The sequence below is a fragment of the Pseudomonas sp. genome, assembly GCF_030683065.1.
Classification (GTDB): domain Bacteria; phylum Pseudomonadota; class Gammaproteobacteria; order Pseudomonadales; family Pseudomonadaceae; genus Aquipseudomonas.
Genome location: NZ_JAUXMX010000030.1, coordinates 44,690 through 57,200, shown reverse-complemented (window position 1 = coordinate 57,200; position 12,511 = coordinate 44,690). Strand labels below are relative to the sequence as shown.

The 12,511-nt window shown below is 60.6% G+C and carries 13 protein-coding genes; 4 read left to right on the top strand and 9 right to left on the bottom strand.

Annotated elements, in window-relative coordinates:
* Window positions 1-134: 134 nt before the first annotated feature.
* Both Q8K09_RS08060 and Q8K09_RS08055 read right to left on the bottom strand, forming a co-directional pair.
* Window positions 135-1,523 (bottom strand): adenylate/guanylate cyclase domain-containing protein, encoded by a 1,389-nt coding sequence (locus tag Q8K09_RS08060; RefSeq protein WP_305254455.1) that lies wholly within the window; start codon window positions 1,521-1,523, stop codon window positions 135-137.
* Window positions 1,524-1,713: 190 nt separating this feature from the next.
* Entirely contained in the window at window positions 1,714-2,031 is a 318-nt protein-coding gene (locus Q8K09_RS08055) for an Mpo1-like protein (RefSeq protein ID WP_305254454.1), read from the bottom strand.
* Window positions 2,032-2,191: 160 nt separating this feature from the next.
* Between Q8K09_RS08055 and Q8K09_RS08050 the strand changes: the two genes are divergently transcribed.
* Window positions 2,192-3,193 carry an AraC family transcriptional regulator gene (locus tag Q8K09_RS08050; protein ID WP_305254453.1) on the top strand — a complete coding sequence of 334 codons (1,002 nt, stop codon included), beginning with the start codon at window positions 2,192-2,194 and terminating at the stop codon, window positions 3,191-3,193.
* Window positions 3,194-3,209: 16 nt separating this feature from the next.
* Here Q8K09_RS08050 and Q8K09_RS08045 read toward each other — a convergent pair whose 3' ends face one another.
* Both Q8K09_RS08045 and Q8K09_RS08040 read right to left on the bottom strand, forming a co-directional pair.
* On the bottom strand, window positions 3,210-4,664 hold the full coding sequence (locus tag Q8K09_RS08045) for a TrkH family potassium uptake protein (RefSeq protein ID WP_305254452.1): 1,455 nt from the start codon (window positions 4,662-4,664) through the stop codon (window positions 3,210-3,212).
* 84 nt (window positions 4,665-4,748) lie between these two features.
* Window positions 4,749-6,200, bottom strand: a complete 1,452-nt coding sequence (locus Q8K09_RS08040) for a TrkH family potassium uptake protein (RefSeq protein ID WP_305254451.1) — start codon at window positions 6,198-6,200, stop codon at window positions 4,749-4,751.
* 393 nt (window positions 6,201-6,593) lie between these two features.
* On the opposite strand from Q8K09_RS08040, the gene Q8K09_RS08035 reads away from it, so the two are divergent.
* On the top strand, window positions 6,594-7,157 hold the full coding sequence (locus Q8K09_RS08035; protein WP_305254450.1) for a nitroreductase family protein: 564 nt from the start codon (window positions 6,594-6,596) through the stop codon (window positions 7,155-7,157).
* Between the two features lie 65 nt (window positions 7,158-7,222).
* Here Q8K09_RS08035 and Q8K09_RS08030 read toward each other — a convergent pair whose 3' ends face one another.
* The 5 genes from Q8K09_RS08030 to Q8K09_RS08010 form a co-directional block, all read right to left on the bottom strand.
* Window positions 7,223-8,554, bottom strand: coding sequence for a HAMP domain-containing sensor histidine kinase (locus Q8K09_RS08030; protein ID WP_305254449.1), 1,332 nt, complete (start codon window positions 8,552-8,554; stop codon window positions 7,223-7,225).
* Between the two features lie 84 nt (window positions 8,555-8,638).
* On the bottom strand, window positions 8,639-9,073 hold the full coding sequence (locus tag Q8K09_RS08025; RefSeq protein WP_305254448.1) for a Spy/CpxP family protein refolding chaperone: 435 nt from the start codon (window positions 9,071-9,073) through the stop codon (window positions 8,639-8,641).
* A gap of 130 nt (window positions 9,074-9,203) precedes the next feature.
* Window positions 9,204-9,881 carry a response regulator transcription factor gene (locus Q8K09_RS08020; RefSeq protein WP_305254447.1) on the bottom strand — a complete coding sequence of 226 codons (678 nt, stop codon included), beginning with the start codon at window positions 9,879-9,881 and terminating at the stop codon, window positions 9,204-9,206.
* A gap of 7 nt (window positions 9,882-9,888) precedes the next feature.
* Window positions 9,889-10,287 carry a translation initiation factor 2 gene (locus Q8K09_RS08015; protein WP_305254446.1) on the bottom strand — a complete coding sequence of 133 codons (399 nt, stop codon included), beginning with the start codon at window positions 10,285-10,287 and terminating at the stop codon, window positions 9,889-9,891.
* A 56-nt stretch (window positions 10,288-10,343) separates the two neighbouring features.
* Window positions 10,344-10,643: a YciI family protein gene (locus Q8K09_RS08010; protein WP_305254445.1), complete on the bottom strand. Its 300-nt coding sequence runs from the start codon at window positions 10,641-10,643 to the stop codon at window positions 10,344-10,346.
* A gap of 337 nt (window positions 10,644-10,980) precedes the next feature.
* Between Q8K09_RS08010 and Q8K09_RS08005 the strand changes: the two genes are divergently transcribed.
* Both Q8K09_RS08005 and Q8K09_RS08000 read left to right on the top strand, forming a co-directional pair.
* Window positions 10,981-11,844: a PHP domain-containing protein gene (locus Q8K09_RS08005; RefSeq protein WP_305254444.1), complete on the top strand. Its 864-nt coding sequence runs from the start codon at window positions 10,981-10,983 to the stop codon at window positions 11,842-11,844.
* Window positions 11,845-11,857: 13 nt separating this feature from the next.
* Window positions 11,858-12,484, top strand: coding sequence for an L-threonylcarbamoyladenylate synthase (locus Q8K09_RS08000; protein WP_305254443.1), 627 nt, complete (start codon window positions 11,858-11,860; stop codon window positions 12,482-12,484).
* The last annotated feature ends 27 nt before the right edge of the window (window positions 12,485-12,511 follow it).

Sequence of the window (12,511 nt, the reverse complement as noted above, 5' to 3'; positions counted from 1 at the left end):
TGATGGGTATCGCTGCGCTCAAGCCTACGCGGCCCGCCACCTCCTACAAAAGCCGGCGCAAACCAACCCGACGGGTTGATCGATACCCATAGGTGTCGTTGATGGGTAACGCGGCGAACGCAAACCCGGCCACCCTACATGATCACCTTGTCGCGTAATTTCTCGGCGGCCTGCTGCAGCGCCTGAATCACCCGTTGCTTGTCGAAATTCTGGATGCCGTTGGTGTCCAGGTACATGGAGAAGCCAGGCAACTCATGTTCGACATAGCTGGAGGTGGCGCCCAGGTCGCGGCGGAAATCCACCACCTGGTAGATCTGTACCGGACGGGTAAAGCCCTTGACGTTGATCTGGCCCTTGTCGCGGCACATGATCAGATCCTTGACCAGTGAGTAGGTCTCGTGGGAGATGAGGATCTCGCCGGCTTCGGCAGCGCTTTCCAGGCGGCTGGCCAGGTTTACGTCGCGACCGATGATGGTGTAGTCCATGCGCGTATCGGCACCAAAGTTGCCCACCGTGCAGTAGCCGGTATTAAGGCCCATGCGGATTTCCAGCGGTTTGGTAATGCCCTGGGCACGCCACTGTTGGCGCAGCACTTTCATGTGCTTGCGCATGGCCACGGCCATCGATACCGCGGCCATGGCATCTTGCTTGGCGCCTTTGCTGGCCGGGTCGCCGAAGAACACCATGACGCTGTCGCCAATGAACTTGTCGATGGTGCCGCCATACTTCAGGCAGATCTTCGACATTTCATTGAGGTAGGTGTTGAGCAGGTCGGTCAGGGCCTCGGCTTCCAGCTCTTCGGATAGTTCGGTGAAGCCTTTGATATCGGAGAAAAACACCGTGAGTTTCTTGCGCTGGGTCTCCAGGCGCACGCTCTTCTTGCCGGTGAAGATCGACTCCCACACTTGCGGTGACAGGTACTTGGCCAGGTTGCGCGCCAGGCGGGCGGCTTTTTCCTGTTCGCGTTTGATTTCGCAGCGCACCAGGGTCAGGCGCAAGCTTTGCTGGTGAACGAAATAAGCGCTGATGCAGACATACAGGGCGCTGAAGGCGATGCTCACCAAAGCGACCAGAGCCGGTGTGTCGGGGTTGAACTTCAGCTCGATCAACGCGACGCTGAGCAGGGTGCTGCTGAGTGCTGCCAGCATGGCCAGCCCGAGGTAACGCAGGCCACCCTGCAGCATCGAACTGAAGGCCAGAATCAGCAGGCACATCAGGCTCGGGACTACCGACAAGTTGAGCAGGACAAGCACCGCACCGCAGTGCAGCGCGTCGATGAATAGCAGGGCCAGGGTGGTGGGTTGTGCATTATCACCCTTGAAGCGCTGACTCAGGTGGTGAGCCAGGTGCGGATAGAGCAGGGCATACGGCACCAGCCACAGAATGTCGTAGGCGAAATGCTGGGTATAGGTGCCGGCAGCGATGCTTGCGGCCACAGCGATATAGGCCAGTACGCGCGAGTAATACTCGTGTAGGGGTGGCTCCAGCGATGCGCGGAGCCGGGTCTGAGTCGTGGCATTCATGCGGTTGAAACGATTCCTGCTGATTAACCGACGTCTCTGCTGGACGTCTACGTAGCACTAAAAGCGCTGAACCAGGATTGCAACAGAGCGCGGATCATAACCACGCAAGGCGACGCGAGCCAAGCATCACTGCTCAACGGTGTGAAGATGCCGGCCAGTGGATGGTTGGAGGCTGCCGCAACGCGTCGGATCAGAACTTGATACGCCCACTGAAGGCATCCTTGAGCATTACCCAGTCCCCCATGAAACTGTACAGCGGGTATTGAAAGGTGGCCGGGCGGTTCTTCTCGAAGATGAAGTGGCCGACCCAGGCAAATCCATAACCGGCGAAGGGCATGGCCAGCAGCCATAGCCACTGCTGTGTGGTCAGGGCGTAGGCGAGGATGCCCAGCACCAACAGGCTGCCGACGTAATGCAGGCGGCGACAGGTCGGGTTGCTGTGTTCCTGCAGGTAATAAGGGTAGAAGTCGGCAAAGCGGGTGAAACGATCGCTGGGGGGCGTGGCCATGAGCTGTCTCCTGATAATGTACTGGCTGCGCCTGGTATTCAGATTCAGCGGCTGCGCAGTGTTTGCAGTCTAGGCTCGCTGTCCTGTTGGGCCAGTGACATTAAGTGCCAGTTTAGTATCCTGCCAGCGGCTATCCGATGACTTTAATAAGAATAACGCCATGAGCGAACGCACCACTTCATCGAGTTGGGCCTTGGGCATTGTCCAGGCTCTGGAAATGGGCAGTGTCGACTGCCGCGCGATCTTTCGCGAACTGGGGCTGGATTACGCCGCGCTTGCAGATCCCGATGCACGCTTTGCCCAAGATGACATGACCCGTCTATGGCTGCGCGCGGTGGAACTATCAGGTAATCCGGCGATTGGCCTGAACATGGCCAAGGTGGTGCGTCCGGCGTCATTTCATGTGGTTGGCTACGCCTTGATGTCCAGTCGTAGCCTGACCGAAGGGCTCGCGCGCCTGGTGCGCTATCAGCGGATCATCGCCGAGGGCGCCGACCTCAGCTTCCGCACCACGGCCAAGGGGTATGAGTTGATCCTGGCGATTCATGGCGACCGTCTGCCGCCGGCACGGCAAAGCGCCGAGGCCTCGATGGCCTATGCGCTGGCCTTCTGTCGCTGGCTGACCGGCCAGCCGATTCGTCCGCAACAGGTGCTGTTTCAAGGTGAGCCGCCAGCCAACCTCGAACCCTTTCAGCAGGTGTTCCAGGCGCCGCTCAGGTTCAACGCCACGCACTATGCGCTGCTGTTCGAGCGCGCCGATCTGGATCGGCCTCTGCCGACGGCCAATGAGTCGCTGGCCCAGCTGCATGACAGGTTTGCCGGCGAGTACCTGGCGCGCTTCTCGGACAGCCGCGTCAGTCACCAGGTCCGGCAAGTACTGTGCCGCCTGCTACCTCAGGGCGAACCGCGGCGTGAGGTAGTGGCGCAGGCGCTGCATGTGTCGCAACGGACCTTGCAGCGGCGTCTGCAGGACGAGGGGGCGAGCTTTCAGCGCCTGCTCGATGACAGCCGTCGCGAGTTGGCCGAGCAGTACTTGGCTCAGCCCAATCTGACCCTGCTGGAAGTGGCTTATCTGCTCGGTTTTGCCGATCCGAGCAATTTCTTTCGCGCATTTCGGCGCTGGTTTGACCTCACGCCAGGCGAGTACCGCGCGCGGCTGTAGGCGGCTACTGGCAGCCTCAATGCCTCCAGAACGCGGGCATCAGCAGCACCAGCACCGTCAGGATTTCCAGGCGGCCGAGCAGCATGCCGGCGCTCAACAGCCACTTGGCCGTGTCCGGCAGGCTTGAGAAGTTGCCGGCGGGGCCAATGATTGGGCCCATCCCCGGTCCGACCCCGGACACCGTGCTGGCGGCACCGCTGAGCGCGGTGATCCAGTCCAGGCCGCAGAGCGTCAAGGCCAGGGCCAGTAGGGCGATGGTGATGGTGAAGAAAAATGAAAAGGTCAGGATCGAACGGACGATGTCTTCGTCCAGGCGGTGTTGGTTGTATTGCTGCTTGATCACCGCGCGCGGGTGCACCAGTTGTTGCAGGTTGGCCTTGAGCAGAATATAGGCGACCTGGAAACGGAAGATCTTCAGGCCGCCGGCGGTCGAGCCGGAGCAGCCGCCAATAAAGCCCAGGTAGAAGAACAACATGCCGGCAAAGCCACCCCACAGGGTGTAGTCGCCCAGGGCAAAGCCGGTGGTGGTCATGATCGAGGTGGTGTTCACCGCCACATGCCGTACCGCGTCCAGCCAGTGCAGTTCGCTGGTCAGGCTGTACCAGAGGCCAAGTGCCAACCAGGTGCTTAGCAGAATACCGAGGAAGCCGCGTACCTGCTGATCCCTGAACAGCGCCAGGAAGTTGCCGCGAAGGGTCGACACATAGAGCACGAACGGCAGGCTGCCGAGAATCATTACCACTACTGCTACCCAATGTATCGCCGGTTGTGACCATTTGCCGAGCGAGCTGTCAGAGGTCGAGAACCCGCCGGTAGCGATTGCCGACATGGTGTGGTTGATCGCATCGAACAGGCCCATGCCCGCGAGCCAGAACGCCAGGCAACTCAGCAGGCTGATGCCGACATAGGCTGCGACCATGTACTTGGCCACCATGTGCGAGCGCGGCATGACCTTGTCCGAACGATCCGAAGATTCGGTCTGGAACAGGCGCATACCACCGATGCGCAGCATCGGCAGGATCGCAACAGCCATGGCGATGAAGCCGATGCCGCCGAGCCAGTGCAACAGCGAGCGCCAGATCAGGATGCCCGGCGACATGCTGTCCAGGCCGCTGAGCACAGTGGCACCGGTAGCGGTAATGCCCGACATGCTCTCGAAGATGGCATCGGCCAGGCCCATATGCTGGGCCAGCATGAATGGCAGCGAGGCGAAGATGCACACCAGCAGCCAACTCGACACAGTGAGCATGTACATGTCGCGTGGTCGCAGTTCGACCCCTTTCGGGTAGCCCTGGGCGACCATGGACAGCCCGACGACGAAGGTGATCAGGCTCGACCAGAGAAAACCATTGAGCTCATGAGTCCGCTCGAAAATCACCAGGGTAAGCATCGGCACCAGCATGCTCACCGCCAGGGTGATTAAAAATATGCCATTGATAAAGGCGATGATGCGCAGGGTCGGTACGGCCATCTAATGGATTTCCAGGCAAATAATGACGTGATTCCAGGTGCAACTGTTGGTAAGGCGCCGAGTCATCGGCAGCTTTGCCGGTATTTAATGCCTCCAGAACGCGCGGGTAACCAGCACCAGTACGGTGAGGATCTCCAGGCGACCAAGCAACATGCCGAGGGTCAGTAGCCATTTGGCCGCATCTGGCAGGCTGGAAAAATTGCCCGCTGGGCCGATTATCGGGCCAAGCCCCGGGCCGACATTGCACACGGCGGTGGCTGCTGCAGTGAGTGCGGTGGTCCAGTCCAGCCCGATCATCGCCAGCCCCAGGGCGATCAGGCCGATGGTGATGGTGAAGAAGAACGAGAAGGTGAGGATCGAACGGACGATCTCCTCATCAAGGTTGTGCCCGTTATAGCGCTGCTTGATCACCGCGCGCGGGTGGACCAGTTGGTTGAGGCCGCTGCGCAGCAGGGTATAGGCTACTTGAAAGCGAAAGATCTTCAGGCCGCCCGAGGTCGAGCCAGAGCAGCCGCCAACGAAGGTCAGGTAGAAGAAAATCATCACGGCGAAATCGCCCCACAGGGTGTAGTCGCCGAGGGCATACCCAGTGGTCGTGACCACCGAAACCACGTTGAGGGTGACGATGCGCAAGGCATCGAGATAGGCGTATTCGGAGTTTGCCCAGAGCCACAGGCTGAACAGCAGGCAGGTGAAGACCAGCATCGAGATGAGGCCGCGTACTTGCTGGTCCTTGATCATGGCGCGGCGATTGCCACGGATGGTGGCGACGAAGAGGGTGAAGGGCAGGGCGCCCAGCAGCATCAGTACGATTGCTACCCAGTGGGAGGCCGGGCCGAAGTTGGCCATGGAATTGTCGGAGGTGGAATAGCCGCCAGTGGAGATTGAGGTCATTGCATGGTTGATGGCCTCGAACCAGCTCATGCCGGCCAACCAGTAGGCCAGGGTGCCGGCCAGGGTCAAGCCGACGAAAATCGCGATGATGTACTTGGCCGCCATGTGCGAGCGCGGCATGACCTTCTGGCCCCAATCCGATGATTCACTCTGGAACAAGCGCATGCCACCGACGCGCAGCAGCGGCAGAATCGCCACTGCCATGCCGATAAAGCCGATACCACCCAGCCACTGCAGCAGCGAACGCCAGATCAGCAGCCCCGGTGAGGCGCTATCGAGGTTGGTCAGTACGGTGGAGCCGGTGGTGGTGATGCCTGACATGGTTTCGAAGAAGGCGTCGGTGTAGCTGATGTGTTGAATCAGCATCATCGGCAGGGCGGCGAAGACGCACACCACCAACCAACTGGTGGTGGTCAGCATGTACATGTCGCGCGGGCGCAGTTGAGCATCGGCCGGGCGCCCGGTAAGCACCAAGGCAAGGCCGCAGGCCAGGGTGATCAGGCTCGACCAGAGAAAGGCCGCCAGGTCATCGGTGCGCTCGAACACCACGAGCGTCAGCATGGGGATGGTCATGCTGACGGCCAGGGTAATCAGGAAAATGCCGAGGATGAAACCGATGATACGCAGCGTCGGCAGGGCCATGACAAGGAGCTCGGGTTGATTACGGCAAGGGGCGCCATTCTACTCGCGCCGCAGTGGCTGTAAACCTGCTCGATCACGCCGCTGTGCTGGCGTCTGTAGCGTTGTAATCAGTTGTTGCCGGGCATCGCGGAAAACTATTATGCCCACCCGCAATACTGCGCTTTACCCTTGCAGGGTGCTGCATACAGCCGCTTGGCGATTTTTACCCATCTAGCGCCCTCTCGCTCGATCCTGTTTGCGCCAGTAACGCTGGCGTCGGTGAATTTGCGCGCGTCTCTGAGTTGATTCCTGCAGCCAATTTCAGCTGTTGCTGTGTCTCTGGGTAAGAGTATTTACCCAGTGCCCGACACTACGTTCTAGAATTCCCGCTTAATTAAATTCAGGAGGTGGTCGATGGATGCTCTCGATGCTCTGCTACATCGTGTTTCAGTGCCGCGTTTGCGCGAGCCTGCACCCGATGCTGCGCAGCGTGAATTACTGTTTCGCGCGGCATTGCGTGCGCCGGATCACGGACAGTTGCGGCCGTGGCGTTTTCTCACGATTGAGGGGGCTGCGCGTGAGCAGCTGGGTGAGCTGTTTGCCCAGGCCATGGCCGCCGGTGCTGATGACATCAGCGAGGAAGCCTTGGTCAAGGCGCGCGCCATGCCGCTTCGGGCGCCGTTGCTGGTGGTGGTGATTGCGCGTGTGCAGGCTCAATCCAAGGTGCCGGCGCAGGAGCAGGTAATCGCCGCGGGTTGCGCTACCCATGCCATTCTGCTCGCCGCCCATGCCCAGGGCATCGGCGCGGTATGGCGCACCGGTGAGCTCAGCTACAACGCTCACGTGGCGCAGGGGCTTGGTTTGGGCAGTGACGAGCAGATTATCGCCGTCCTCTACCTGGGCACTGCCGAGCGTGAATTACGCAAACCTGCGCCATTGGCGGTAGCCGATTTCGTCAGCCCCTGGCCTGGCGTGTAGCGGGCGATTCATAGGGGCGGGCGCAGGTTCATCGGCGCGCCAGAAAAACTGGCGGAACGCCGCCCTTACAGACTGGCTTGCGGCGTGAGCGGTAGCTGCAAGCTGGCGCTGAAGCCTCCTTCGGGGTGATTGGTCAGGACGAGCCGGCCGCCGTGGCGCTCTGCGGCGCGGCGCGCAATTGCCAGGCCCAGCCCATGACCTGGCGAGTTTTGCCCTGGCGCGCGAAAGAAGGGCTCGCCCAGCCTGGTCAGGTATTCGGCAGCAACGCCCGGTCCGTGGTCGCGTACGCTGAGGCATAGCTCGCCGGCTTGATGCTCGGCCTTGAGCTCAATCGGCTGGCCGGCCGGGTTAAAGCGCACGGCATTGCGCAGCAGGTTATCCAGCGCTCGTTCGAGCATATCCGGCCAGCCGCACAGGCTTATTCCTGGTTGCAGCTTGATCTCCACCCGCTGCTCTGGGGTGTTGAGTTGCGCCTCTTCCTGCAGCTTGCGCAGCAGCGCGGCAAGGTCGACGGGTTGCGCTGCGCCAGGGTCGGCGTCGAGACGGGCGAGGGCGAGAATCTCGCTGATCAAGGTTTCCAAACGGTCGCATTCGCGCGCCAGGCGCGGCCAGAGCTTGTCCCGTTGGTCGGAATCAGCGCGCTCGGCCAGTGCCAGGGCGATGCGCAAGCGCGCCAGTGGCGAGCGCAGTTCGTGGGACACGTCACGCAGCAGTTGGCGCTGACTGCCGATCAGCCCTTGCAGGCGTGCACCCATGCGGTTGAAATCGCGGGCCAGCACGCCGAGTTCGTCCCGTCTATTGGCCAGGCGGGCCAGGCTGTTTTGCTGGTAGGCGGTCTGGCCGAGGTCATGCACCGCGCCGCGCAGGCGGTTCAGTGGGCGGGTAATGGACAGCGTCACCAGCAGGCTGAGCAGGGTCAGTACAACCAGTGCGATGGCCAGTGCACTGAGCGGCCAGAGCAGGCTGCCTCGGTGCCAGGCGGCCAGTTCCGGGTGGGGGATGCGGTAAACAAACAGGTAGGTTTCGCCGCTCTGCGGGCTGCTGTAGTCGGTGGTCAGGCGGCGCCAGGGCAGGCGTTTTTCATTCTTCTGGCGTGCCTCGTAGGCGGCCGCGCGCGGTGGAAACGTCCCCCTGACCAAGGGCTGGCCGTTGTCATCGAGTACTTGTACGTTGAGGCGCGACACATCTTTGCGTCGCTCGAGATAGGCCTGAGCGGCAGCTGCGCCTTGCTCTTCGTAGTGGCGGGTCCAGGTTTCGGCCAGTCCATCAAGGGCCGGATGCTGGCTGAGAATCCAGGCGTCCTGATTCAGTACTCGCCCCAGCAGCATGGACAGCCCTGCCACCAAGGCGAGGGCGAGCCAAAAGCTGGCCAAAATGCGCCAGAACAATGAACGCACGGGTCACTCCTCAGTAATTAAAAAACCCATCAAGCCTGAGCTTGATGGGTGGGGTGGATCAGGAGCAGCCGCAGCCGCTTGCCATCATTCGGCCTTGTCGGCCTGCTCGGCTTTCCATACGTTGAAGGCTGCACGCTCGGCGCGGCGTTCCTGCATGTTCTTCTGGTGCTCGTCGAAGGCCTTCTGCTGCTCGGGTTTGAGCAGGTTGCGAATGGCGCTGTGCTGTTTGTCCTTGGAGGCTTTCAGCTCGTCTTGCATGGCCTTTTGTTCGGCTGCGGGCAGTTTTTCCAGGTAGCGCTGGTTGATTTCGTGGAGGCTCTTCATCTGGTCGCCCATCAATGTACGGATCTCACGGTGTTGCTCTTTGCTCAGGTCGAGGTCTTTGAACATCCGCGAACCGTGCTTGTCACCGTGCCCGCCATGGTGGCCGCCGCCGTGATACGAGCCGCCTTCAGGCATGGCCATGGCCAGCGTTGGCAGAGTCAGTGTGAGTAACAGGGCGGTGAGAGTCTTGCGCATGGTGTGTCTCCTTGTCTCGATGCCGGTTAGTTACCGGATGCGCCCAGTCTAGAGCGGTCAAGGTCAAGAGCCGTCAGGCGAGGGTAAAGCTTGCGTAAAGGCGCGCTACGTGTGGCTTTACCCGGCAATCTCAGGCGCTGTAGTAGTAGCCGCGGCTGCGCAAGGCAAGGATGCGCGGGCGTCCGTCCGGGTGCGGGCCGAGTTTTTTGCGCAGGTTGCTGACGTGCATGTCCAGGCTGCGGTCATACAGGGTCAGCTTGCGGCCCAACGCCAGTTGCGCCAGCTCCTGCTTACCCACGGGTTCGCCGGGCTGTTGCAGCAGGGTTTCGAGCAGGCGACTTTCCGACAGGGTGAGAATGACCTCATGCTCGCCGATAGTCGCCACGCCACGGGCTTGACTGAAGCACAAGTCGCCCAGTTGCAGTTGGCTGGTCACCGTCGGGTGCACGCTGCGCCGCAATACGGCGCGCAGGCGTGCGGTCAACTCGCGGGGGTCGCAGGGCTTGGCCAGATAATCGTCGGCGCCAAGCTCAAGACCAAGGATGCGATCCAGCGGCTCACCCCTGGCGGAGAGCATCAGCACCGGTAACTCCGGGTAGTCACTGCGTAATTGCTTGAGTAACTCCAGGCCACTGCCGTCAGGCAGCATCACATCGAGTATCACCGCATCGGGTGTCTGGTTGGCCAAGGCAAGGCGTGCGCTGCTGCCATCATGGCAAGCGCTGACCTGGAAACCTTCCTGCTCCAGCCAACTGGCCAGCAGCTCACAGAGTTCGATGTCATCGTCGATCAGGAGAAGAGCGCTCATACTAAATTCAGTTTATCCACTCACGCCGTGAACGACGATTGCCGCGCAGCAGTGCGCCGAGAATGACGCCCAGCAGTGCGGCGCCGGCGCCCACGGCGAACCATTGTTGTTGATCGCCGAGCAGCGGTTTGGGCGCTTCGGCCTGGGTTTTCTTCAATTGTAGTTTGAGGCGTTGGTTTTCCTGGCGCAGGCGTTGTAATTGCGCGCTTTCGCGCTCGCCTGCGCTGGCTTGCAGTTCTGCATTCAAGGCTTCGCGCTGCTGCTCACTGGTGGCCAGGCGCTGTTCGAGGGCGTCGATCTGTGCCTGCTCTGCAGTGGCGGTGGAGGCCGGCGGGTTTTGCTCAGCATAGGTAACAAGCGGCAGCAGCAACAGCGCAAACAACAAAGACCGCGGGCCTGGTCGCATCGGAACTCCTGTGTCCTATTGGATCGTTAGGGGAGAGCTGCAGTGGCTGGTGCGTATTAAGGCAGTACCAGCTTGAATGGCTTGACCTGCACCGAGGCATAGACGCCTGCCGCGCGGTAAGGGTCGGCATCGGCCCAGTGTTTAGCTGCAGTCAGCGAGTCGAACTCGGCAACGATCAGGCTGCCGGAAAAGCCCGCCGGGCCTGGGTCCGTGCTGTCGATGGCTGGATGCGGGCCAGCGAGAACCAGGCGGCCTTCGCTTTTCAGCTGCTCCAGCCGCGCGACGTGCGCAGGACGGGCAGCCAGACGGTTTTCCAGGGAGTTTTCAACATCGGTTGCGATAATGGCGTAGAGCATCTCAATCCTTAATGGCTGGTTGCCAGTCGTTATTAATGCAGAAAAGCAGCATGGACTGACAAAGTCGAGAAATTGTTTGGCGATTCGTTGAACGTTATCCGCTTGGCGGCCCGTTGCACATACAGTGAGTAGTGACGGCAGTCTCGTATCACGATGCGCCTGGCGTCAGAGGCTAGAAGTCTGCAGCCCCATGCTCACGAATGAGTGCCTAACGCGTTTCTTCTGCCCTGAGGGCGGGCATTAACTTGTCACTATTCAACGGTTTATTAGTGATGTCAGCAAGAGTTCGCCAGTGTCGGCATAATAACAAACATAAATTATCGAGAAAGCGCTCCTTATGGATGTTGATTTGCATTGTCACAGCACAGCCTCAGACGGTGCGCTCGCACCGGCGGTGGTGGTTGCGCGGGCACATGAACGTGGTGTGCGGCTATTGGCACTGACCGATCACGACACCCTCGAAGGCCAAGACGAGGCGCGAGCTGCGGCTCTGGCGCTGGATATGCAGCTGGTCAATGGCATCGAGCTGTCCTGCACCTGGGGTGGCGCTACCATTCATGTGCTTGGTTATGCCTTTCGCAGCGACGCTCCAGCGTTGCTGCAGTCGATTGCCGAGTTGCATGAGGGCCGCTGGCTGCGCGCGGCTGAAATCAGTAAGCGCTTGGACAATAAAGGTATGCCTGGCGCGCTGGAAGGCGCGCGCGCGGTGCAGCAGGAATTGGGTGACAGCGGTAACGCCCCGGCTCGCCCGCATTTCGCCGAATTTATGGTGCGCGCCGGTTACGTCAAAGACCGCGCCGAGGCCTTTCGCAAGTGGCTCGGATCGGGCAAGTTGGGTGACGTCAAACAGCATTGGCCGACCTTACAGCAGACCGTTGCGACCTTGCTGGAGTCGGGAGGCTTGATCAGCCTGGCGCACCCGTGGCAGTACGACTTTACTCGTAGTAAGCGCCGCAAGTTGATCGCCGACTATGCCGCTGCCGGTGGCCATGCGCTTGAGGTGGTCAACGGTATGCAGCCAGCCGAACAGGTTGGTGGATTGGCGATCCTGGCCCGCGAATTCGGTCTGCTGGCAAGCGCCGGCAGTGACTTTCATGCACCTGGTGACTGGTCTGAACTGGGTATGTATCGCCCCGTGCCCGAAGACCTGTCGCCCCTTTGGGCGCGTTTCCAGCATGTCCAACAGCCTACTGCAAGTTGAACAGGGAGTTAGTGTGAGTCAATTTTTCCAGGTTCACCCGGAAAACCCACAGCTGCGCCTGATCAAACAGGCCGTGGAGATCATCAGGGCCGGGGGCGTAGTGATTTATCCCACCGACTCGTCCTATGCACTGGGTTGCCACATTGGCGACAAGAGTGCGGTGGAGCGTATCCGCCGTTTGCGCCTGCTGGACGACAAACACAATTTCACCCTGGTTTGCCGCGACCTGTCGCAGATTGGCCTGTTCGCCAAAGTCGGTACGGGTGCCTTCCGTTTGTTGAAGAGCCATACGCCTGGGCCCTACACCTTTATTCTCAGTGCTACACGCGAAGTGCCGCGCATGCTGTTGCACCCCAAGCGGCGCACCATTGGTTTGCGGGTACCTAATCATCCGATTGCCCAGGCGTTGCTCGGTGAGCTTGGCGAGCCGTTGATGAGCGTCAGCCTGATTCTGCCGGGCGAGAAGCTGCCGATGAGCGACCCCTACGAAATGCGCCAGATCCTGGAGCATCAGGTCGACCTGATCATCGATGGCGGCTTTGGCGGATTGGAGGCCTCGACCGTCATCAACCTGGTTGACGATGAGCCGCAAATCATTCGTGTCGGCTGTGGCGACCCAACGCCTTTCGGCGATGCCTGAGGCCGCGCCCGAAAAGCGCGATATGCC